Origin of the sequence: Anaerococcus obesiensis (genome assembly GCF_016599815.1) — a bacterium.
Lineage (GTDB): Bacteria > Bacillota > Clostridia > Tissierellales > Peptoniphilaceae > Anaerococcus > Anaerococcus vaginalis.
Window position 1 is genome coordinate 1,097,946 of sequence record NZ_CP067016.1, and the last position, 25,050, is coordinate 1,122,995.

Annotated in this window: 16 protein-coding genes and 1 pseudogene; 13 read left to right on the forward strand and 4 right to left on the reverse strand. The window is 26.1% G+C overall.

Annotated features, from left to right (window positions below; translation table 11 throughout):
* Nucleotides 1-6: 6 nt before the first annotated feature.
* From I6H46_RS05530 to I6H46_RS05560, 7 genes and pseudogenes are all read left to right on the forward strand, one after another.
* Nucleotides 7-729 carry a YaaA family protein gene (locus tag I6H46_RS05530; RefSeq protein ID WP_019118068.1) on the forward strand — a complete coding sequence of 241 codons (723 nt, stop codon included), beginning with the start codon at nt 7-9 and terminating at the stop codon, nt 727-729.
* Nucleotides 726-1,819 (forward strand): annotated as a pseudogene (locus I6H46_RS05535) (exonuclease SbcCD subunit D). The gene I6H46_RS05530 and the pseudogene I6H46_RS05535 overlap by 4 nt, the downstream one beginning before the upstream one ends.
* Nucleotides 1,816-3,018, forward strand: coding sequence for an AAA family ATPase (locus I6H46_RS05540; protein ID WP_200225544.1), 1,203 nt, complete (start codon nt 1,816-1,818; stop codon nt 3,016-3,018). Before I6H46_RS05535 ends, I6H46_RS05540 begins: the two are co-directional and overlap by 4 nt.
* Nucleotides 3,019-3,117: 99 nt before the next feature.
* On the forward strand, nt 3,118-3,663 hold the full coding sequence (locus tag I6H46_RS05545) for a hypothetical protein (RefSeq protein WP_200225546.1): 546 nt from the start codon (nt 3,118-3,120) through the stop codon (nt 3,661-3,663).
* A gap of 68 nt (nt 3,664-3,731) precedes the next feature.
* Nucleotides 3,732-4,877, forward strand: a complete 1,146-nt coding sequence (locus I6H46_RS05550; RefSeq protein ID WP_200225548.1) for an SbcC/MukB-like Walker B domain-containing protein — start codon at nt 3,732-3,734, stop codon at nt 4,875-4,877.
* Nucleotides 4,874-8,233, forward strand: coding sequence for a PD-(D/E)XK nuclease family protein (locus tag I6H46_RS05555; protein ID WP_200225550.1), 3,360 nt, complete (start codon nt 4,874-4,876; stop codon nt 8,231-8,233). Before I6H46_RS05550 ends, I6H46_RS05555 begins: the two co-directional genes overlap by 4 nt.
* Nucleotides 8,226-11,621 (forward strand): UvrD-helicase domain-containing protein, encoded by a 3,396-nt coding sequence (locus I6H46_RS05560; protein ID WP_019118066.1) that lies wholly within the window; start codon nt 8,226-8,228, stop codon nt 11,619-11,621. The genes I6H46_RS05555 and I6H46_RS05560 overlap by 8 nt, the downstream gene beginning before the upstream one ends.
* On the opposite strand, the gene ymfI is transcribed toward I6H46_RS05560, so the two are convergent.
* Complete coding sequence (ymfI, locus tag I6H46_RS05565; RefSeq protein WP_019118065.1) at nt 11,602-12,330, reverse strand: elongation factor P 5-aminopentanone reductase; 729 nt, start codon at nt 12,328-12,330, stop codon at nt 11,602-11,604. The genes I6H46_RS05560 and ymfI overlap by 20 nt on opposite strands.
* Before the next feature lie 51 nt (nt 12,331-12,381).
* Here ymfI and I6H46_RS05570 point away from each other — a divergent pair, with 51 nt between their 5' ends.
* Nucleotides 12,382-13,221, forward strand: a complete 840-nt coding sequence (locus I6H46_RS05570) for an aldo/keto reductase (protein ID WP_200225552.1) — start codon at nt 12,382-12,384, stop codon at nt 13,219-13,221.
* 67 nt (nt 13,222-13,288) lie between these two features.
* Here I6H46_RS05570 and pdxS read toward each other — a convergent pair whose 3' ends face one another.
* On the reverse strand, nt 13,289-14,140 hold the full coding sequence (gene pdxS, locus I6H46_RS05575; protein WP_019118063.1) for a pyridoxal 5'-phosphate synthase lyase subunit PdxS: 852 nt from the start codon (nt 14,138-14,140) through the stop codon (nt 13,289-13,291).
* An 89-nt stretch (nt 14,141-14,229) separates the two neighbouring features.
* On the opposite strand from pdxS, the gene pdxR reads away from it, so the two are divergent.
* From pdxR to I6H46_RS05595, 4 genes are all read left to right on the forward strand, one after another.
* On the forward strand, nt 14,230-15,615 hold the full coding sequence (gene pdxR, locus I6H46_RS05580; protein WP_019118062.1) for a MocR-like pyridoxine biosynthesis transcription factor PdxR: 1,386 nt from the start codon (nt 14,230-14,232) through the stop codon (nt 15,613-15,615).
* 157 nt (nt 15,616-15,772) lie between these two features.
* On the forward strand, nt 15,773-16,366 hold the full coding sequence (locus I6H46_RS05585) for a TetR/AcrR family transcriptional regulator (RefSeq protein ID WP_019118061.1): 594 nt from the start codon (nt 15,773-15,775) through the stop codon (nt 16,364-16,366).
* The gene (locus I6H46_RS05590; RefSeq protein ID WP_019118060.1) at nt 16,363-18,417 is read left to right on the forward strand and encodes an efflux RND transporter permease subunit; all 2,055 of its coding nucleotides are present in this window, start codon (nt 16,363-16,365) and stop codon (nt 18,415-18,417) included. Before I6H46_RS05585 ends, I6H46_RS05590 begins: the two co-directional genes overlap by 4 nt.
* Before the next feature lie 9 nt (nt 18,418-18,426).
* Nucleotides 18,427-20,733 carry a hypothetical protein gene (locus tag I6H46_RS05595; protein ID WP_200225553.1) on the forward strand — a complete coding sequence of 769 codons (2,307 nt, stop codon included), beginning with the start codon at nt 18,427-18,429 and terminating at the stop codon, nt 20,731-20,733.
* Nucleotides 20,734-20,895: 162 nt separating this feature from the next.
* On the opposite strand, the gene gltA is transcribed toward I6H46_RS05595, so the two are convergent.
* On the reverse strand, nt 20,896-22,287 hold the full coding sequence (gene gltA / locus I6H46_RS05600; protein ID WP_019118059.1) for an NADPH-dependent glutamate synthase: 1,392 nt from the start codon (nt 22,285-22,287) through the stop codon (nt 20,896-20,898).
* Nucleotides 22,274-23,116 carry a sulfide/dihydroorotate dehydrogenase-like FAD/NAD-binding protein gene (locus I6H46_RS05605; RefSeq protein ID WP_019118058.1) on the reverse strand — a complete coding sequence of 281 codons (843 nt, stop codon included), beginning with the start codon at nt 23,114-23,116 and terminating at the stop codon, nt 22,274-22,276. Before I6H46_RS05605 ends, gltA begins: the two co-directional genes overlap by 14 nt.
* A gap of 116 nt (nt 23,117-23,232) precedes the next feature.
* Here I6H46_RS05605 and I6H46_RS05610 point away from each other — a divergent pair, with 116 nt between their 5' ends.
* Nucleotides 23,233-25,002 carry an ABC transporter ATP-binding protein gene (locus I6H46_RS05610; RefSeq protein ID WP_019118057.1) on the forward strand — a complete coding sequence of 590 codons (1,770 nt, stop codon included), beginning with the start codon at nt 23,233-23,235 and terminating at the stop codon, nt 25,000-25,002.
* Nucleotides 25,003-25,050: the final 48 nt, after the last annotated feature.

Consider the following 25,050-nt stretch of genomic DNA (forward strand, 5'->3'; position numbering starts at 1 on the left):
TTTGATATGAAAATTATAATTTCGCCTGCAAAAAGGTTTAAACATTTTGAAAATGAAAAAACAGAGGGGCTTTTGTTTGAAGACGAAACAAAACAATTAGTTGAAAATTTAAAAAAATATTCAATAAATGATTTAGCAAATATGTTTTTTTGCAATGATGATCTTGCTATAAAAGCTTATTATGATTACAAGGATTTCGATTTTAAAAATTTAAAAAATCCAGCGATTTTTTCTTATGATGGACTCGTTTTTAAGCAATTTAAAAAAGAAGATTTTAATGACTTAGCTTATTTGAATGATCATGTTTATATTATTTCTGCCTTATATGGTTTGTGCAAGCCTTTTACAGGAATTTCTGATTATAGACTTTATATGGATTCAAAAGGAATCAATATGCACGAATTTTGGGCTGACAAAATTTACAAAAAAGCCTTTGAGGATGAAAATTTTATTATAAATTTAGCAAGTGCTGAATACGCTAAGCTCATAAAAAAATATTTGAAAAAAAATCAAAAATTTCTGACCTTGACTTTCAAAGAAGATAGAAATGGAAAAATCCGTTCAATTGTTTCATATACAAAACAAATGCGTGGGAGAATGTTAAAATATTTAATTAATAATAAAATTTCAGATATTGAAGAAATTAAAAAAATAAATCTTTGTGATTATATTTATGATCCAATTAATTCAACAAAAGATGAGTATATTTTTGTGAGGGAAAATAAATGAAATTATTACATTTATCAGATCTTCATATAGGAAAATCAATTGGCTCATATTCTTTGCTAAAAGATCAAAAATTTTGTCTTGAACAAATTTTAAAAATTATTGAAGATGAAAAAGTAGATATTGTTTTGATTGCAGGAGATATTTTTGATACATCTATTCCAAATAATGAAGCCATGAAGGTCTATTCTGATTTTGTGGATGAAATTATTTTTAATTTGAAGAAAAAAATTATAGCAATTTCTGGAAATCACGATTCTGGAAAAAGGCTTGAAATTTCTAAAAGTTTTTTTGAAAAAAATTCTTATTATATTTATGGAAATTCTTCTGATGAAAAAATTTCTTTTGATGATGAGTACGGAAAGGTTAATTTTTATCCGATTCCTTATATTTCCCTTGCAAGGGCAAAAAATGAAATCGATTCAAATATAGAAAATTTTACTGACCTTTATAAAGTTTTATTAAAAAATATAGATTATAAGGATAGAAATGTTTTGATAAGTCATTGTTATGCAAATGAAAAGCCGTTTGAAGATGAAAAAATAGAAGGGGAAAAACCTCTTACAATTGGTGGAAATGATGCTATGGATGCCCATTTATTTAAAAATTTTGATTATGTAGCTTTAGGTCATCTTCACAGAAAACACTTTGTCCTTGATGAAAAAATTAGGTATTGTGGGACTTTTATGAAATATTCATTTTCTGAAATAAATCAAAAAAATCAGTAACTGTTATTGATTTAAAAGAGGATTTAAAAATAAAAGAAATTGAAATTAAACCTTTAAATGATTTTGAAAAAATTTGTGATTATTTTGAAAATATTTTAAAAATGAAAAATTCAAATGCTTATATAGAATTTACTTTAAAAGATGATAAGCCAATAGATTCTCCGATGGCAAAATTAAAAATGAAATTTCCTCATGCAGTTTCAATAAAGTACGAAAAATCAATAAATATTGAAAAGGATGAGGATATTGATATTGATTTTGAAAAATTATCAAGCATGGAAATATTTGAAGAATTTTATAAGTTTAAAATGAATGAAAAAATGACAGATTTAGAAAAAGAAATACTTAAAAAGGTGATACAATGAAGCCTGTAAAACTTGAAATGTATGGATTTATGACCTACAAAAATAAAACTTTTATAGATTTTACAAAAATATATGATTCTAAAATATTTATAATTTCAGGAGATACTGGAAGTGGAAAAACTACAATTTTTGATGCTATAAGCTTTGCACTTTTTGGAGAAATTCAAAGAGAAGGATTTAATTCAAACGATATTAGAAGTGATTTTCTAGGTGGAGATGATCCTATAACTTATGTAGATTTTTATTTTGAAATTGATGGAAAAAATTATAGGATAAAAAGAATTCCAAATCAAAAAGCAAAAAAAACAAGAGCAAATGTCAATGTTTCTCACAGCGTAGAATTTTATAAAATCGAAAATGAAAAGGAAATTCTAATATCTGATGGACCACAAAAAACAGATAAAAAAATAATTGAAGTAATTGGACTTGATTATAATCAATTAAATAGGGTTATGATTCTTGCACAAGGAGAATTTTCAAAATTTTTAAAATCAAATTCAGATGAAAAAGCTGAGCTTTTGTCAAAAATTTTTTCGTCTTATCTTTACAAGGAAATAGAAGAAAAATTGAAAGAAGCAAGCAAAAATTCAAAGAGAAATTTGGATATTATTTCTAATAGCTTGGAAAATGAAATTGTAAAAAATGAACTCTTAGAAGATAAAGTTGATGATGAGTTAATAAAGCTTAAAGATTTTCAAAAAATTATAGATATTATAGAAGATTTGCTTGTAGAAAGTGAAAAAAATCTTCAAATAAAAAATGAGGAGAAATTATCTTTAAATAAAAATCTAGAAAGTGAAAATTCCAAGCTAAATTTCTATGAAAAAGAAAATGAACAAATAGAAAATTACAAAGATTTACTTAAAGAAAAAGAAAAGCTTTTAGAAGATGAATCTTTTTATAAAAATTTAAAGAAAGATTTGGCTTACGCAGAAAAATCTATAGCAATAAAACCATATTACGAATCTTTTCTTGACTTAAATAAAAGCCAAAAGGATTTGAAAATAAAATTAGATTTTGAAAATAAAAATTTAAAGACCATTGAAGAAGAATTGAAAGAAAATAAAACTTATCTTGGAAATAAGGATGAGCTTTTAAAAATTATCGATCAAAAGAAAGAAAATATAGTAAAAAATCTTGAAATATTAAATAAATTTGAAAACTTACAAAAAATTAAAGATGAATTAGATAAAAATTAAAAAGCATTTGAAGATGGAAAAAATTATAAAAAATCCATAGAAAATAATTTAAAAGAAAAAGAAAAAATAAATGAAAAAATAAGAAAAAAATCAGATGAATTGCTAGATTTTTCTAGAAATCTTGAAAAAATTACAAAGAAAAGCCACAATGCCTACCAAAAAGTTTTTGAATGTCAAAATTTTTATGAAAAAGCGCTAATTAATGATGAAAAAATTAAAAATTTAAATGATGAAAAAATTCAATTTGATAAGGCAAATAAAGCTTATGAAAAGGCAAAAATCTTATTAGATAGGGCAAAAGAGAACAAAAAATCTATACAAATAAATGAATTTAGGAAAGATTTAAAAGAAAAAGGAATTTGTCCGATTTGCGGAAGGATTTATAAGGGAGAAATTGAGTTTTTAGAATCTTTTGAACTTGATATAGAAAAAATTGAGAAAGATTATTTTGATTTGGAATTAAAAATAAATCGTTCGAAAGATAAAATTTCAGATTTGGAAAAATCAATAGATTTTAATATGGAAAAGGCGGAAGATATTGAAAAAAATCTTCAAATTTATAAAAATGAACATAAAAAATTGAAAAAATCTTATGAAAAAGTTAGGGAAGAATACGAAGAAGAAATAAAAAACAAAAAGATTTAGAAAATGAAGTTTTTGAGATTGAAAAAATAATTGGAGATTTAGAGAATAAGTTAGAAAATTTAGGTAATTTGAATAATATAGAAGAGCTTGAAAATAAATTTAAAATAAAAAAAGAAGAGCTTGATGATTTTGATGAAAAAAAAGTTATTGAAAATGTAAATTTTGACAAAAAATTTGTCGAAAATGAAGAAGAAAGAATTAAAAAGATTGATGAGAAAATAAAAAACTTAGAAAAAGAAAAATCTTCATCAAATTCAAAGGTGGAATCACTTAGCTCTTATATAAAAATAAATCAAGAAAAAATTTTAAAGGCTGAAAATATTTTTAAAAATAAGATTAGGGAAAATTTTAAGTGTATAGATGAATTTTTGAAATACTTAGAAAAATCCAAGGACTTAATTGATAGAAAAGAAGAAATTCAAAAATATTTTGAAAACTTAAACAATATTTCTATAAGGCTAACAAGTCTTAAAGATTACGCAAACAAAGAAAAATTTGAAACGGAAAAAATAAAAGAAAAAATTGAAAATTTAAAAAATATTTTGGAAGAAACAAATGATTCCATTTTTTCTCTAAAATTAGACGAAACAAGATTAAATGATAGCAAAAATGAAATATATTCGATAGAAAAAAACTTCAATAAATTAAAAAATGAGGATGGAATTTTATATAAACTTTCAAGAATAGCTGATGGTTCTTTGTCAAATGTTTCTGGAAGGGAAAAATTAAATTTTGAAACTTTTGTTCTTTCTTATTATTTTAGAAAAATATTAGCTCTTGCAAATATAAGGCTTAAAGAAATGACCGATGGTCAATTTACAATGATTAGAAAAAAACAAACTAGCGATAAGAGAAAAAATTATGGTCTTGATATAGAGATTTTGGATGCGAATACGGGAAAGATAAGGAGCGAGGCTTCTCTTTCTGGTGGAGAAAGTTTTATTGCATCACTTGCTTTGGCTCTTGGACTTTCTGATGAAATAAGTATGGAAAATGGTGGAATAAAAATCGACACGCTTTTTATTGATGAAGGTTTTGGAACTCTATCAGATGATTATTTGGAAAAAGCAATAAGAACAATTGAAAAATTATCCTATGATAATAAATTTATTGGTTTAATTTCTCATGTAAAGGAATTAAAAGATGCTATTGATGCAAAAATTGAAGTTTCATATTCAAAAACAGAAGGGTCAAGTTTGAAGGTGGTTGTATGATAAAAATTATAATGAGCAAATTTCCTAAAGAAAATTCATTTTATATTTACAAAGACATTGAAAAAAATTTGGATAAAAAAGAAAAAGCATTTCTTATAGTTCCAGAACAATATACACTTGAAAGTGATATGGATTTTATTGATTCAATAAAATATAAGTCGGTTATGGATGCAAAAGTTTTATCATTTTCATCTTTAATTTCATATATTTCTCAAAGGCTAAGTCTTAAAAAAAATGAAAATTTAAATCAAGTTTCTAAGGCAATTTTACTTACAAGCGTACTTGATGAAATAGATGATAAATTAAAACTTTTTTCAAATAAATCATTTGATATAGATTTTGTAAATAATCTTTCTGATTTTTTCTCAAATATTAAGGAATATTACTTTGATGATGAATTTTTTGGAAAAATTAATAAAAATGAAAATTTAGATCCAATGACAAAATTAAAATTTGAAGAAATCAAATTGATTTATGATTCTTATATAAAAAAGCTTGAAAATTCTTATATTGACAAAGAAGATGAGCTTGAAATTATAAAAGATAATATTAAATATTGCGATTTTTTTAAAAATGTTAATTTTTATTTCGATAAATTTGATTTTTTGTCTGACCTTAAAATAGATTTTATAAAAGAGTTAATAAAAATCGGAGCAAAAGTTACGATTTCAATTTGCCTTGATTGGAAATATTATGAAAATAATATGGCAGGCGATATGGATATATTTGATCAAGCAATTCGCTTTGTCGAAAGTTTAAAAAATATAGACAAAATAAAAATTATAAATTTAGAAAAAGAAAATGATCTTTTAGATATTAAGCACCTCTATGAAAATTTTGAAAAATATAATCCCCAAATTTATCAAGAAAAAACTAAAAATATAAATATTGTTGAATCAATTTCATCAACAAATGAAATTGAAAATATAAGCTTGATTATAGAAAAATTGATTAGAGAAGGTCATAGATATTCAGAAATTTCTTTGGTTTTGGCAAATAGTGATGAGTACGAAAATCTTGTAAAAAGAATTTTTGCAAGGAGCGAGATTCCTATTTTTGTTGATAAAACAAAAAAATTATCCGACAATCATATTTTAAAAACATGGCTTTCTATGATTAGACTTGTCGTTTTTGATTTTAGAAAAACAGACCTTGAGGCTTTTATAAGATCAAATATAATTGATTTTGGAGAAAATGCCTACGAAAGGATTTTAGATTTTCAAAATTATATTGAAAATAGAAAAATCAAAGGGGCTATGATTTTTGAGGATAAGTATTTTGTTTTAGATGAAAAATTTTATGAAAATGATGAGAAATTAAAAAAAGAAAAAGAAGCTGAGCTTAAAAATGTAAATTCAATAAGAAAAATTTTAATCGACTTATTGTATGACCTATATAAAATTAGAAATGAAAAGATTAAGGCAAATGATCTTGTAAAAGAAATTTATAAGAGTTTTGATAAAAAAATAATAAAATCAGGTTTTAATCATTATCAAGAAAATATAAGGGAAAATAGGCTTGAAATTTTTGAAGAAAACAAACAAGTTTGGGATAAATTTTTGACGAATTTAGAACAAATAGCAACAATTTTGAATGATAGTCCTACAAAGCTTAAAAAAATTTACAAATTAATAGAAAATTCTTGTAAGGCAACATCAATTGGCATAATTCCTCCTGCAATCGATCAAGTTTTAATTGGAGATTTTTCTAGAGATAGGATAAATGATAGAAAAATTAAAATTTTTGTTGGAATGACAGATATTTATTTTCCAGGAAATAACAATAGTGAGATGTTAATATCAGAAAATGAAAAAACTGCTTTGGAAAATGAAGGCATTGACCTTAAAATTTACAAAGAAAAAAAGGATGATAAAATTCTTTTAAATTTACTTAGGATGTTTACATCATCGCAAAAAATTATTTTTTCATATTCTTTAATAAATAAAGAAAACGACCCAATGAATAGGGCAACAAGTATTTCTGATATTATAAATATTTTTCCAAATATTTCTTACAAAAAAATTGCCCAAAGTAAATTTGATTTTATAAAATATTCCACAGATCTTTTGGACTTAAAGGCATATCAAATTTTATGGAATATAAAAAACAAAGAAGATACAAAAAAATCAGAAAAGGAATTTGTAAAATCATATATTAAATTTAAAAAAGATAAGGTAGAAAATTACAATTATTCAAAAAATTCTTCTTATGACTTATTTATAAAAGGATTTACTTATTCTAATGATAAAAATTTATTAAGTTCTGAAATTTCAAAAAAACTCTATGATAAAAATAAATTTTCAGTTTCAGAAATTGAAACTTATGCAAAATGTCCTTACAAACATTTCATAAATTATGGGCTTAGGGCAAAAGAAAATAAAAAGTTGGATGTTGATAATTTAGAAATTGGAAATATTGTTCACTATAATATGGAAAATATTTCAAAGAAATTGATTGATATGGATCTTAAAGAATTTGATGATGAAAAAATAGAAAATCTAGTAAAAGAAAGTTTCAAAAAAGCAATCGAAAACTCTCTTGATTTGGGAAGGGCAAATGATAATAAAAATAAATTTATTTTATCAAATATTTATGAGTCAACTCAAAAATCATCTAAAAAAATAATCAACCAAATCAAAGAAGGAAATTTTAAAATTGATAGTGTAGAAGAAAAATATGGAAAGGGACAAAAATATCCAGAAGTTTATGTGGATGATAAAAACTATCTTGAAGGACGAATTGACAGGATTGATAAGTGCGATAATTTACTAAGAATTATTGATTACAAAACTGGCTCAAAAGAAATCAAAATTTATAATCTATTAAATGGCTTAGACCTTCAATTATTTGTATATATGTTGGCTGCAAAAGAAAAAAAATCCGAAAATTTATTTCCTGTTGCTAGTTTTTATTTTCCTTTAAAAGACGAGGTTAAAAAACTTGAAAAAAATTATGATAAGGATGAGATTAAAAAAATTTATGATGACAAAACAAAAATGAATGGACTTATTATAAAAATTGATGAGGAAATTTTAAATCTTTTGGATAAGAATTTTGACGGCAAAAAATCTGATATTTTTAAAATCACAAGAAGTAAAGATAATATTTTTTCTCTTGAAGAAGAAAAAATAGTTGAAAAATTTATTAAAAAATTAATTTCTTCTTATATAAGTGAAATTAAAAATGGAAATATTAAATTAAATCCACTTAGAATAAATCAAAATTCTTATGAATGCATAAATTGCCCTTATAAATCAATTTGCAAATTTGATTACACAAGAGATCAAGACAAATTTCATGATATAAATAAAAATATTTCCATAAATGATATTAAAAAGGAGCAATCAGATGAGTAAATTTAAGCCAACTGATGATCAAAAAAAAGCAATAGAATCAAGAGGAAAAAATATTATTGTTTCTGCTGCGGCAGGAAGTGGAAAAACTAGAGTTTTGGTTGATAGGCTTGTTTCAATTATGCTTGAAGAAAAAATTCCCATAAAAAATATGATTATCGTAACTTTCACAAACAAGGCATCTGCTGAAATGAAAGATAGAATAAGACAAAAATTAAATGAGCTTATGAAAGAGGGAAACTCTGACAAAATTTTCATAAAAAATCAAATAAAATCTATAAATGATGCTTTTATAAAAACCCTCCATTCATTTTGTGCAGATATGCTAAGGGAAAATTTTTATTTGTCTGATAATCTTTCTCCTTCTTTTAAAATTGCTGCTGATTCTAAACAAGCACTTTTGAGAAAAGATGCTATTGATGAGCTTTTTGAAGATGAATACGAAAAAAATGATTCAAATTTTATAAATTTTTTGCATAATTTTGCTTCATCAAAAGATGATAAGGATGCAAAAAATATAATTTTGGACTTATATGATTTTTCAAAAAGTCAAATAAATCCACATCAATGGCTTTGTGATAATACAAATAATAATTTTGATTTTGAAAAATTTAAATTTTATATAAAAGAAAGAATCGAAACAATTATTTTAAATGCAAGAGATTTGGAAAATTATATAAAAGAAAAATCAATGAGGGATAAGTATTTTATAATGATTGAAAAAGATTTATCCTATTTAGAAAAAATAAAAAATGCCATAGAAGAAAAATCTTGGGATGAGGTCATAGAAATTTTTGAAAATGGATTAGCTAATATGGTTACAATTTCAAAAAAATTAGATGATCCAAATGAAAATGCCTATGTAAAAGCAAAAAAAAATGCCTACAAAGAAGAATTTAATATTGTAAAAGATTTTGTAAAAAATACAGATTCTATTACTAGGGGATTTTTTAATCCTTTGGAAGAAAAAATTTTAAATGAATTAAAAAATCTTGTGTTTTCTTTTGAAAAAATTTATACAAATAAAAAAAGAGAAGAAAATTATTTGGATTTTTCTGATATGGAACATGAATTTATTAAATTATTGGACAATGAGAAATTACAAAGCAAATTAAAAAAGCAATTTAAATATATTTTCTTTGATGAATATCAAGACTCAAACGACATTCAAAATTATATAGTAGAAAAATTAAAAAATGAAAATAATTTATTTTTTGTAGGAGATGTTAAACAATCAATTTATGGTTTTAGAAATGCAAGGCCAGAATTATTTTTAAAAAAGCTTGAAGATTATGACACAGATTCAAATTGCCTAAGAATTAATTTGTCCAAAAATTTTAGGACTGATAAGGACTTGATTGATTTTAATAATTATATATTTGATAGGCTTATGACAAGAAAAAATTCTGATATAGCTTACAAAGACGACAACCACAGATTAAATTATCATTTTGAATTTGACGAAAAATATCCAAAAGTTTCAATCAAGGCTCTTGCAAAAAATGTAAGCGAAGAGGCTTATTTGACAAAAGAAATAAATAATTTAATAAATTCGGGTTTGGAATATAAGGATATTGCAATTTTACTTAGAGCATCATCAAAAGCATATTTATTTGAAAATGAATTAAAAAAAGCAGGAATTCCATTTTCATCTGATATTTCAAAAATTTCATTTGAAACAGTTGAAGTAGAATTTTTCATAAATATTTTAAAATATATAGCCAATCCAAACGATGACATTAGCCTTCTTTCAGTTCTTAGGAGTGAAATATTTAATTTTTCTGAAGATGATTTGGCAGAAATTAGTTTATCATCCGAAAAATCTCATTTTTACAAAAAATTTAAGGAGTATGAGAAAGAAAATGAAAATAATCTTTCTCAAAAAATTTCTGATTTTAATACGATTTTTACAGATTTTTCTTATATTTTAAATTTTTCAACCATGTATGACTTTGCAAATATTATTTTTGAAAAATCTGGTCTTTATGATTTTTTGAAAGCAAGGGACAGGGGAGAAGAAAGAGTAAAAAACATTGAGGCTTTTATTGAATTGATGGATGATTATGATAAAAATAATGAAAATTCTTTATTTGGATTTTTAGCTTACATTGATAATTTGAAAAATCAAAAAAAAGATAATTTAAAAGCTTCAAGAAATTTATCCGACGATGAAAATTTAGTGAGAATTATGACAATTCACAAGTCAAAAGGTCTTGAATTTAAGACTGTAATTTTACCAGATTTTTCTAAAAGGTTTAATACTCGCGACAATTCAAAAGATATGGTTTTGGATAAGGATTTGGGAATTGGAATTAATATTGCCGATTGGGAAAATAAAATAAAAATTTCGTCTATAAAAAGAGATTTGATTTTAGAAAAATCTAATCTTAATGATAAAAAAGAAGAAATGAGAGTTTTATATGTTGCGCTAACTCGTGCTGAAAGAAAAATTTCTATAATTGGAAAAAAAGATTTAAATGAAAAAGGGCTTGAAAAAATTTTAAATGCAAACTCAGTTTTGGATTTATCATCTTATATGGATTGGATTTTAAAAATTTTGTGCGATGATAAAATAATGAGTGATTTTGTAGATATAGATTATAGGACAGATGCTTTTAATAAGGGATTTTTGGAAATAAAATATATTGAAGAATTCAAAGAAGATTATAAAAAAGATTATACAGATGTTGAAAAACTTATTGGGACAGCTGATTATAATCAAAAAATTTATAATGATATAGAGGAAATTTATAATTTTTCTTACAAAAATAAGCAAAATATAAATAAATCTTTGAAAAAATCTGTAACAGAGATTGCAAAAAATTATGATTTATCAAAAGATGGCTACGAAAAATCTTCTTTTGAAGGAAATGAAGATTTTTATGAATTTAGAAAGCCAAATTTTGAAGAAATAAAATTATCAGCAACTGATAAGGGAACTTTAATCCACAAAATTTTCCAAGAATTAGAATTTAAATCTTACGATTTAAATTTATTAGAAAAAGAAATAAATAAATTAGTCGATTTAGGAAAAATAAAAAAAGAATATCTCCCATATATAAATTTTGAAAATATTTTAGGATTTTTTAATTCTAAAATCATTCAAGATTTAATGAAAAAATCACCAAAAATTCGAAAGGAAGAATCATTCCTTAGAAAAATTGATGATTTTTATGTAAATGGTCAGATTGATATAATGTTTGAATCCCAAAATGAAGTTGTACTTATGGATTTTAAAACAGATTCTTTAAAAAGAGAAGGATTTTATGATAAGCAACTTGAAATTTACAAGGACTCCATAGAAGAAGCTCTTGGAAAAAAAGTTATATCATCTTATATTTATTGGTACAATTTTAAAGAATTTGAACAAGTTAATAAAAACCACCGTTAATATCAAAAATAGAACCTGTAATATAAGAGCCTTTTTCAGATATTAAAAATTCAACGAGATTTGCAATTTCTTCGGATTTTGCAAATCTTTTTTCTATTAAATCTTCTTTCAAAGATTTTTTATCATCTTCAGACAAATCAAATTTAGTCATATCAGTATCAACAATTCCTGGAGAAATTGCATTTACCCTAATATTTGATGGCAAAAGTTCTTTTGAAAGAGCCTTTGTAAAAGAATTTACTCCGCCCTTACTTGCAGAATAAGCAACTTCAAAACTTGCTCCCAAACTTCCCCAAATTGATGAAATATTTATAATAACTCCAGATTTTTGACCAACCATATTTGGAATTGCTCTTTTTGAAGTTAAAAAAATTGAGGATAAATTTGTCCTTAAAATTTCATTCCAATCGGACAAAGTCATATCTTGAATTAAACCAAAATAAGAAATGCCTGCATTATTTATTAAAATATCAACATGAGAAAAATTTTTCTCAGCAAGATCAAATAAACTATTTATTTCATCTTCATTTTTAACATCACATTTTACAGCAATTACATTTGGATTTTCTTTTCTCAAATCTTCTAATAAATTTAAAGCTTTATCCTTATTTTCCTTATAAGTTAAGATTAAATTGTAGGATTTATTTAATTTTTTTGCAATGGCAGCACCAATTCCTCTTGATGCGCCCGTTATTAATACAGTTTTCATAAAATGATTATATCATATATTTAAGGGTAAAACTTAAAACAGGAGGATGATATGAAATATTACAAACTAAATGACGGAAATAAAATACCAGCTTTGGGTTTTGGTACTTATAAAATTACTGACAGAAATGACATGGCAAATGCAATTGAGGCATTTTTTGAAAATTCTTATGAATATTTAGATACAGCAAAAATTTATAATAACGAAAAAATGGTAGGAGAAGAACTTAAAAATTCTGGCAAAAAAAGAAATGAATACAAAATAGCAACCAAAGTTTGGCCAAGTGATTTTGGCTATGACAAAACTCAAAAATCTCTTGACGAATCTTTGGAAAAATTGCAAACAGATTATTTGGACGTGGTTTTACTCCATTGGTTTGGAAAAGATTTTGAAAAATCATGGAAAGTTTTTGAAGATTATAAAAGACAAGGGATTGTAAAAACAATAGGAGTTTCAAATTTTGAAATTTCTCAATTAAAAAAACTTTTAGAAATTGGAGAAAAACCAGCAATCGACCAATTAGAATCTAGTCCACATTTTCAAAATGACGAAACAGTAAGATTTTTAAAAGAAAATAATATTATTCATCAATCTTGGTCGCCAATTGCTAGGGGAAGAAGTGAATTATTAGAAGAATTTGTAATAAAAAAACTTGCAAATAAATACAATAAAACTCCAGCTCAAATAGTTTTGCGTTGGCACATTGAAAGAGGCTCAATGCCAATTCCAAAATCAACAAATCCAAAAAGAATAAAAGAAAATATAGAAATATTTGATTTTTCACTTGACGAAAAAGATTTGAAAGCAATAAAATCAATTGACCTTAAAAAAAGATATTCATCAGATCCTGAAGATGAAAATTGGTTAAAAGATTTATTAAAAAGAATATAAAGAAAAAATAAAAATTCTGCAGTTTAATGCAGAATTTTTTTATGGGGCATATTGTCTGATTTTTATTTTATCTATTTTCAAAAATTTCTTTTATTTCGTCTTCATTTATTCCAACCATAGCTTCGCCTAAATCTTTTGAAACTTCTAAAAAAATTTCTGGTTTATCAAAATTTTCTACGGCTTTTACAATTGCATTTGCTCTTTTTTCTGGATTTCCAGATTTAAAAATTCCACTTCCCACAAACACACCGTAAGCTCCAAGTTGCATCATCAAAGCAGCATCGGCAGGAGTTGCAACTCCACCAGCAGAAAGATTTGCTACAGGAAGTTTTTTATTATCTCTTACATATTTTAAAAGATTTACATCAACAGCTAATTCTTTTGCGTATGAAAAAATTTCATCATCAGTTAAAACAGAAATTCTTTGGATTTCCCTGTTAATTTCTCTCATGTGTCTTACAGCTTGGACAATATTTCCTGTTCCAGCTTCTCCTTTTGTTCTAATCATTGAAGCTCCTTCAGAAATTCTTCTCAAAGCTTCAGAAATATTTCTTGCTCCACATACAAAAGGTGTTTTAAATTTCTTTTTGTCGATGTGATTGTAATCGTCAGCCACAGTCAAAACTTCAGACTCATCTATGTAATCAACTCCCAAGGCTTCAAGAATTTGTGCCTCAACAAAATGTCCAATCCTTACCTTTGCCATTACAGGAATTTTTACAGCATTCATTATCTCTTCAATCATTTTTGGATCGCTCATTCTTGAAACGCCACCAGCAGCTCTTATATCTGCAGGAACTCTTTCAAGAGCCATAACAGCACTTGCACCAGCTGCCTCTGCGATTTTTGCTTGTTCAACGTTCATTACATCCATAATAACTTTTTTTTCAAATTTAGCATTTATATTTTTTTCAATCATTTTTTTCTCCTTAATATTTATCTTGATTCTATTATATGATAAACTGTAACTAATAAAAGTAACAAAAAATAAAAAAATGAGGGTTACAGATGTATTTAAATTTACCAAATGACAAAAAATATTTATATGAACAAATATATGAAATTATAAAAAATAAAATAATTAATGGAGAAATAAAAGAAGACGAAAAGCTCCCATCAATTAGAAATTTATCAAAAGATATTAATGTTTCAAAAAATACAATAAAAAAAGTTTACTATAAACTTGAAGAAGAAGGCTACATTTATGCAAAAGATAAAAGTGGATTTTATTGTCGAAAAATTGATGATTTAATTATTTTGAACAAGAAGGAATTGAAAAATAATAAAATAGATGATGAAAAAATAAAATATGATTTTTCAATTAGCGGTGTAGATTATGATAATTTTCCCTATAAAGTTATGCAAAAATATATGAAAGAGGCAATAGATAAGGATGATATAAAAATTTTGGACAAAGGCTATTATAAAGGATACGAGCCTTTGAGAAAGGCTATAAAGACTTATTTAAAAAATTCTAGAAATATAAATACAAATTCTAGAAATATAATTATTTCATCATCAACTGAACATTTATTTTCTATGATAAAAAAACTTCTCACAGACCAGACTCTTTTTGCCTTTGAAAATCCTGGTTATGCTTTTGGAAATAAATTTTATACTTATGATTTAAAAAATCCAATTCCTTTGGATTTGGATGATGAGGGGGTAAAAATTGATAAGCTAACAGACCTAAATGCTTTGTGTTTATTTGTAACCCCTTTTCATCAATTTCCGATGGGTACAGTTATGTCGATACAAAGAAGAATTGAATTATTAAATTGGGCTTCGCTGTCAAAAGATAGGTATATAATTGAAGACGATTATGATAGCGAATTTAAATTTAAGGGTTATCCAATAGAAAGTTTAAAAGCAATGGATAAAAATTCTGATGTAATTTATTTCGGTTCTTTTTCAAAATTGATTGCTCCATCAATGAAAATTTCTTACATGGTTTTACCTGATGATCTATTAAAAAAATATGAAAATAATTTTAAGGATTTATCAAATACAGTTTCAAATTTTTTGCAAAAAGCATTGGCAGCTTTTATAGAAAGCGGGGAATTTGAAAAGCACATAAACAGAATGAAAAATATTTATTATAAGAAATTTAATTTTATAGTAAAAAAATTAGAAGAAATTGAAGAAATTTCTTTTCCAACAAAGGCAGATTCTTTAAATTTGCTTATAAAAATTGATGAGTCTGTAGATATAAGAAAATTTAATGAAGTTTTAAATGAGAAATCTTTAAGACTAATTAATTTGAATAGATTTTCTTTTAGAAAGGCTGGAAAAGAGAATTATTTTATTTTAGGGTTTGCGAATTTAAATAAAAAAGAAATTGATGAAGGAATAGAAATTATTAAATTTGCCATAAAAAAATCAAAAATGTATTAAACAAAAGCTTGATTTCATAATGTTTTATGTAATAATAAAAAAATTTTAAAATTTTTTACAAAAAAAGTTGAACATTGTTCAGAAAGTTGTATCATATAAATGTAGCAACGAATGAACGGTGTTCATTTTATATTATTATATAGGAGTAGATTAATTTATGAGTGATGTAGAAAATAAAAAAGAAAAAATTATGGATGCAGCCCTGAAAATTTTTCAAGAAAAAGGTGCTGAAAAAACTTCTGTTAGAGATATTATGACAGAAGCTGGATATGGTTTAGGTACTTTTTATTTGTATTACACAGATAAAAATGATTTGGAAGAAAAAATGGTTTTAAATATTGGGACAGAAATTATTTTAAATGCTGAAAAAATGTGCAAGGAAACTGATCCAATTGAAAGATATATTTCTTTTGTAAACTATATAATTGATTATTTAATTTCTCATCCTTTTGAGCTAGATCTTTTGAGCAAAAATATTACTTGGACTCTTTATACAAAAATTGAAAATGATTATGGTCTTAGCGAAGCGGATTCGACTTTAAAATATATTTTAAATAAATATGATAATCTATTTTTAACAAATCATACGGAGTCGCAAAAACTTTATATACTTTCTCTAACTCTTGAAATTATGATGTCTACTTGTAAAAGTGCTGTATTGGAAGAGTCGATTTTATCAATTGATGAAATGAAACCAGTTTTATTTGCTATTATTAGAAAAATTTTCGATAGAATAGGAGAGAATAAATGAAAAAAATAACGAAATTTATTTCGCATCATCCTAGACTTGTTTTATTAATAATGACTTTATTATTAATACCTTCTTGGTTTGGATACAAGAATACTGGCGTAAATTATGATATTTTGTCATATTTGCCAGCTGACTTAGAATCAACTCAAGGGCAAGAAATTCTTGATAAAGATTTTAAAAATGCTGCCACGGGCATGCTTCTTTTGAAAGGCGATGATTATGATGCTGATAAACTTAAAAATGAAATTTTAAAGGTTGATGGTGTTGAAGATGTAATTTCAAAATCATCAATTGTTGGAGATAGCATTCCAAATGAGTTTTTACCTGATGAGATAAAAGATATTTTTTATTCTGAGGATTGTACTTTGCTCATGGTTAAATTTAAAGAAAGCTCATCATCTTTTAGGACTATGAAAGCTATTGAAAATATTAAAAAAATAGAATCCAAGGAAAAATTTTTAAGTGGTATGAGTTCACTTGTAAAAGATACAAAAGATTTAATAGATCACGAAACGCCAATTTATGTTGCCTTGGCAGTAGCTTTGGCTTTGATTATTTTATCTCTTACAAATGAATCTACTATCATACCATTTTTATTTATTTTGAATATTGGATATGCAATTTTATATAACTTTGGTACAAATTTATTTTTGGGAGAAATTTCTTATATAACAAAAGCTATTGCGGCTGTTTTGCAACTGGCTGTAACTACAGATTATTCTATATTTTTATATCATAGATATGTTGAAGAAAAGAAAACTAATGATGATAAAAATGATGCTATGGATATAGCTATTCAAAAAACTATATCATCAATTTTTGCATCATCACTTACAACTTTTGCAGGATTTATTGTATTAATTTTAATGCGTTTAGGACTTGGAAAAGATATAGGCCTTGTTATGAGTAAGGGTGTTTTATTGGGACTAATTTCAACTGTTGTAGTTCTACCACCAATGATTTTGATTGTAGAAAAAATAGTTGCAAGATTTAATCATAGAATATTTTTGCCATCATTCGACAAGACATCAAATTTTGTACTAGGTCATAAAAATGGATTATTTATTGCATTTTTGATTTTGTTTATTCCTGCTATATATGGAGCAAGAAACGCAGATCTTTATTACAATCTTGATAGGTCTTTGCCACAAGATTTGGATTCAATTGTTGCTTTAAATAAAATGAAAAAAGATTTTAATATGGCTTCTACACATTTCGTAGTTGTTGATGATAAATTAAGCAAAAAAAATGTAAATGGACTTGTAGATGAATTAAAAGATGTTGATGGAGTAAATAGTGTTTTAAGTTTAAATTCATTTACAGGACTTATTTTACCAGATAGCGTATTGCCAGATAAAATAAAAGATAATTTCAATAAAAATGGCTACCAAATGATTATGATAAATTCAAAATATCAAACAGCATCTGACAAGGTAAATAATCAAGTAGATAAAATAAATAAAATTGTAAAAGAACATGATAAAAATGGATATTTAACGGGAGAAGCTGTTTTAACAAAAGACCTTACGATTTTATCAGATAGGGATTTTAAAATGGTAAACATTGCATCAATTATTATAGTTTTTCTAATAATTGCAATAGTGTTTAAATCATTTGCTATTCCTGTGGTTTTAATTGCAGTAATTGAGCTTGCTATTCAAATAAATATGGGAATTCCATTTTATTTATGTCAAACTATTCCTTTCGTAACATCAATCATTATTGGAGTAGTTCAATTAGGTTCAACTATAGATTATTCAATTCTTATGATGGATAGGTTTATTGCAGAATATAAAGAAACTAAAGATGTGGATATGTCTTTAAAATTGACAGTAAAAGAAACATCAAAATCAATTGTAACATCTGCTTTGTCATTTATGGCAGCAACTGTTGGAGTTGGTTTATATTCAAAAATGGAAATTGTTTCAACTATTTGTATGTTCTTGGCAAGAGGAGCAATAATAAGTATGCTTGCAATAATATTGTTCCTTCCAGCCATAATAAAAATAGCATTTCCATTTATTAAAAAGACAACAAAAGGATTAAATTAGGAGGAAAATATGAAAAATAAATTAATGAAAGGATTCTCATTAGTTCTTGCAAGTTCATTATTGATGACAAATGTGGCTTATGCCAAAGATTTAAATGTTAAAAAAAATGAGACAATATATGTTACAAAAGAAGCTGATAAAATAAAAGATAAAACTGGTTCAATTTGGATAAATTCCGATAATAATATCAAAGTAAAAGATAAAACCAATTTAAAAGAAATCAAAAATTTAAAAACAGACAAAAAAGTAAATTTAGAGAATGGATATATTAATTGGAATGAAGACAGCAAAGATATTTACTATCAAGGAAAAACAAATGAAGATTTGCCAGTTGATATAAATGTAAAATATTTTTTAGATGGAAAGGAAATGACCTTTGATAAATTAAAAGGAAAATCTGGACATTTAAAAATACAAATTGAAGCTGTAAATAAGAAAAAAACAAAGGTAAAAATTGATGGCAAAAATAAAGAGATATATTCTCCATATCTTGCCCTTGCAGAAATGAATTTCAATTCAGATAAGGTAAAAAATCTTACAACAAAAGATGGAAAACTTGTAAAAGATGGTAAAAATGAAATAGTTGCAGCGATTTTAACACCAGGGCTTAAAGAAAATTTCCAAGGAATTATTGAGGCAGATAAACTTGATAATTTTAAAGACAAAGTAGAAATGGAAATGGATGTTAAAGATTATGAACCAACAGAAGTATACGCTCTTATAACTAACGAATTTTTCCAAGAAGATGCAAAACTTGATTCCTTAGATGAATTAAAAAATGGAATAAACGAATTAGAAGAAAATGCAGCAAAACTTGTTGATGGTTCAAACAAATTGGATGAAGGAAGTAAAAAATTAAATGATGGAATTGGAAAATTAAATGACGGAGCAGAAAAGTTATCCCAAGGCTCAAACAAAATAGTAAGCTCATTTGACCAATTATCAAGTGATTTTTCAAGTTTGCCAGGAAAAATTCAAATAGTAAATTCAGCAGTAAACCAACTAAATAACGGAAGCTCAAAACTTTATACAGGAGTAAACCAATACACAATGGCTGTTGGACAAATAAATAATAATATGGCAAAATTACAAGATGGATCAGTAAGTTTAAATAATGGAGCAAACGAATTAGATTCGTCACTTTTGAAATTAAATAAAGGAACAACAAGCCTAAGAAATACTTTGTTACAAGCAACAAATGGAGAAGATATAGGAAAATTAACAGCTTCAATGAATCAATTATCAAATGGACTTGAAGAATTGTCAAAAGGAATTAGTCCACTTGCAGATAGCGTTAATCAATTAAGTGGGGGACTTTCAAAAATTGAAGAATCTTCAAAAACATTAAATCAAGGAATAAATAATCTAAACCAAAGTGCTCAAAATGTGCCAAGCATTGATTCATCTATTCAAAATATAAATGCTCAAGCAAGCTCAATTGACCAAGTTATAGCAAATTTACAAGCAAAAAATGAAGATGGCTCACTTTCAGCAGAGATTGAAAATTTAAAAGCAGTAAAACAAGGATTAAATAATGATGTAGCTTCATTAAGTGCAAATAATCAAGCAAATACTGCTATAAAAGCTGGACTTGGACAAGTAGCAAAAGGCTCATCAGATCTTACAACATCAATTGGACAAGTAAATGATGGATTATCCCAAGTAAACACTAAATTAAATGATTCAAAAACAAAAATACAAACATCATCAGAAAAACTTGCACAAGGAAGTAAAAAAATAGGCGAAGCTTTGTCAAAAAGCAATATTAAAAAATTACAAGATTCAGTAGTAATGCTTGATGAGTCAACAAAACAAATTAAAGCTGGATCAGAAAAATTAAAAAATGGAACACAACAAAATCAAGATGGAGTTAATAAACTTTCTAATGCAATTAGCCAATTAGACTCAAATTCAGAAGAATTAAGAAATGGATCAGCATCTCTTTCTAGTGGCTTAAAACAATTCCAAGAAAGATCAAAATCTCTTTCTCAACTTGCAAATATAAATGAAACAGCAATAAATCCAATGGCAAATGGAATCAAACAATTAGATAATGGAATTAATAAATTGAGCAATTCCACAGGTCAACTTAAAAATGGAAGTGATGAATATGTTTCATCATTTGGAAAGTTCAAAGAAGGACTTAGCGATTACAAGACAAAAGGAATAGATAAATTAGCTGATAAATCAGAAGATGTAACAGAAATTAGCGAAATTCTAGACCAAATGTCAAAAATAGCAAAAGAAAATAAATCAATAACAGGAACAAGTGATAATTTCGAAACAAAATCAAGAATAATCGAAAAAATCAAATAAAATATAAAAGAAAATCCGATTACACGATAAATAATCTGTGAATCGGATTTTTATTTTTTCTAAAATATCATTAAAAAATTTTAAAATTAAAATATCTAGAGATGATATAAAATTAAAAATTTAATTTGGATTTTAAGATTTCATCATAAGCTAGGTTTAAATTTATTTTGCTTTATTTTTTATATATTTATCAATATTTTCAGCAGCTTTTTTACCAGCTCCCATTGCAAGAATTACAGTTGCAGCACCACTTACGGCATCTCCTCCTGCAAAAACTCCATCCTTACTTGTCATTGTAGAATCATCAATTATAATTCCACCCCAAGATTCAGTATTTATATCATCATTTGTTTGTTTAATAAGTGGATTTGGAGATTGTCCTATTGAAACAATTACAGAATCAAAATCAACTTCTTCATATTTTCCAGTTGGAACAGGACGTCTTCTTCCAGATTTATCTTCTTCGCCTAATTCCATTACTTCTAATTTAACTTTTTTAACCCAACCATTTTCTCCTTCAATTTCTACAGGATTATGGAGGTTCATAAAGTTAATTCCTTCTTCTTTTGCGTGGTGACTTTCTTCAGCTCTTGCTGGCATTTCTTCAAAACTTCTTCTATAAACAACAGTTACGTCAGCGCCCATTCTTTTTGCACTTCTTGCCGCATCCATTGCTACGTTTCCACCACCAACTACACAAACTTTTTTTCCTATATGAACTGGTGTGTCATATTCTGGGAATTTATATGCTTTCATCAAATTCATTCTTGTTAAAAATTCATTTGCTGAATAAACTCCGTTTAAATTTTCTCCTTCAATTCCCAAGAATTTTGGAAGACCCGCTCCAGTTGAAACATAAACTGCTTCAAAGCCTTCTTCAAATAATTCATTAATTGTTTTTGTTCTTCCGATAATTGTATTTCTTTGAAGTTTAACTCCAAGACCAATTACATTTTTTAATTCTTTTTGAACTAATGTTTTTGGAAGTCTAAATTCTGGAATTCCATACATCAAAACTCCGCCTGCTGTGTGGAAAGCTTCAAACATTACAACTTTATAACCTAATTTTGCAAGATCAGCTGCACAAGAAAGTCCTGAAGGACCAGATCCAACAATGGCAACTTTTTTATTTTGTCCTGTAACTTCTGTTGGTTTATTATATTCTTTATTCATGTGATAGTCTGCTACAAATCTTTCAAGACGACCAATTCCAACTGGCTCGCCATTTCTTCCTCTTGTACAAACTCCTTCACATTGATTTTCTTGTGGACAAACTCTACCACAAATTGCTGGAAGGTTATTTGTTGATGAAATAATTTCGTAAGCTTTATCCAAATCTCCTTCAACTACTTGATGAATAAATTCTGGAATTCTCACAGAAACAGGACAGCCTCCCATACAAGGTTTATTTTTACATTGAACACATCTAAGTGCTTCTTCTTGAGCCATTTCTAAATCATAACCAAGAGCAACTTCCTCAAAATTTTTATTTCTAACATTTGGATCTTGTTCAGGCATAGAAACCTTTTGTTTATTCATATTAAATTTTGCCATTTCTCATATCTCCTGTTAGTCTACAAATGTGTTCTCTTTCTTCTTGTTGGTAATTTCTTCCTCTGTTCATGGCTTCATCAAAATCAACTTCAAAAGCATCAAAATCTGGTCCATCAACACAAGCAAATTTCATTTCGCCACCAACTGTAATTCTACAACATCCGCACATGCCAGTTCCATCAACCATAATTGAGTTTAATGAAACAATAGTTGGTATGTCATATTTTTTTGTTACAAGGGCAGTATTTTTCATCATAATCATTGGGCCAATTGCCAAAACAAGATCATATTTTTTTCCATTTTCAATATTTTCTTTTAAAACTTCAGTAACAAATCCTTGTTTGCCATAAGAACCATCGTCAGTTGTGATGTATAAATTGTCAGAAGCTTCTTTTAATTCATCTTCAAGAATTACTATGTCTTTATTTTTAAAGCCCATTATTACATCTGTGTGGGCTCCAATTTTATGTAAATATTTTGCTTGAGGATAGGCAATAGCTGTTCCCAAACCTCCACCAATTACACAAACATTTTTTCCTTTATATTGGTCAAGTTCAGTTGGTTTTCCTAAAGGACCAACAAAATCTAAAAATCCATCGCCTGCTTTTAATTCATTCATTCTAATTGTTGTTCCACCAACAATTTGAACAATTATTGTTACATTTTCATCATCAGTTTCTGAAATTGTAAAAGGAACTCTTTCGCCTTTTTCATCTATCCTTAAAATTATAAATTGACCAGGTTTTGCTCTTTTTGCAATATCTGGAGAATTTACAACAAATTTAATGGTTGAGTCATTAAGATTTGTTTTTTCAATTATTCTTGCCATTATTCCTCCTTATGTGTCTTTATTAATATTTTAACAATTAATCTAAAAAAATCAAGTGAATAAGTTTAAATTAATAGTAAAATACTATAGTATAAAAATTTTAATAAGGAGGAGAAATGGAAAAAAGAACTTATTCTGATAAAGAATTAATTAAAAAATTTATTCCTTATTACAAGGATTACAAAAATATTTTGGCTATTGATTTATTTTCTGCATTTTTAACAACTGTTTGTGAATTGATTTTACCAATTATTTTATCATCACTTACAGATCACGCATCAAATTCTAGCCTAACATATTCAATTATTTTAAAATTAACTTTAATATATACTCTTACAAAACTTGTAGAAGTTTGTGGAAGATATTTTATGCAATCTTACGGCCACATAATGGGAGCTCACATTGAAAAAGATATGCGACGTGATATTTTCAAACATTTTTTGACAATGTCTACAGCTTTTTTCAATGAAACAAAAATTGGGCAACTTATGAGTAGGATGACGACAGATTTATTTGATATTACAGAATTTTCTCATCATTGCCCTGAAGAATTTTTTATCGGTTTTATAAAACTTACGATTTCTTTTGTAGTTTTGATGACTATAAATATTCCTTTGACTTTAGTTTTGTATATAATAATTCCACTTATGGTTTATGCTGCAAGAATTAAAAGAAGAGCTTTTTCAAAATCTGTTAAAAGTGAGAAAAAACAAATTGGAGAAATTAATGCAAGCATTGAGGATTCTCTTTTGGGAATAGACGTTGTAAAATCTTTTGCAAATGAAAATTTAGAAAAAGAAAAATTTAAAAAGGGAAACGACAAGTTTGTAGATATTAAAAAAGTAAAATATTACAATATGGCATCTTATAATATGATTAACCAATTATTTGCGGGAAGTATGTATGCGGTTTTAATTATTATTGGAGGAAATTTTGTAATAAAAAATTTAATGAGTCCAGGAGATCTTGTTGCTTTCGTTTTATATTTAAATACAATAATTGCAACTGTAAACAGGCTTGTAGAATTTACAGACCAATATCAAAAAGGAATTACAGGAATTGAAAGATTTTATGAAGTGATTAATTTGAAATCTGATATTTTTGATAAAGAAAATGCGAAAGAACTTACAGATGTTAAGGGAGAAATTTCCTTTGACCACGCTTATTTTAAATATCCAGACCAAGATGAAAAAGATTCTTGGATTTTGGAAGATATTAATTTTAACATAAATGTTGGAGAAAATGTAGCTCTTGTTGGCCCATCTGGAGCAGGCAAGACTACTGTTACAAAACTTATTCCAAGGTTTTATGAAATTAATAAGGGAAAAATATTAATCGATGGCAAAAATATAAATGATTTAACTCTAGATTCTTTGAGAGATAATATTGGAATTGTTCAACAAGATGTGTATTTGTTTGGAGCTACAATCAAAGAAAATATTTCTTATGGTAAAAAAGATGCCAGTGATGAAGAAATAATAAGAGCAAGTAAGCTTGCAGGAGCTTATGATTTTATTATGGAACTTTCAGATGGCTTTGACACTTATGTTGGAGAAAGAGGAGTAAAACTTTCTGGAGGTCAAAAACAAAGAATTTCTATTGCAAGAGTATTTTTGAAAAATCCTCCAATTTTAATTTTGGATGAGGCGACTTCATCTTTGGATAATACAAGTGAGGCTATAGTTCAAGATTCTTTGGAAAAATTATCAAAGGGAAGAACAACTTTAACAATTGCCCACAGGCTTTCTACAATTATTAATGCAGATTCAATTTTAGTTTTAACAGAAGATGGGATTGTTGAAAGAGGAAATCACAAAGACTTACTTGATAAAAAAGGAATTTATTATAAGCTTTACAATTCTAATAATGAGGAGCTTTTTGGCTAGTAGACAGATAAAAATAACTTGGGTATAATCAAAATAGATTGGAGAAAA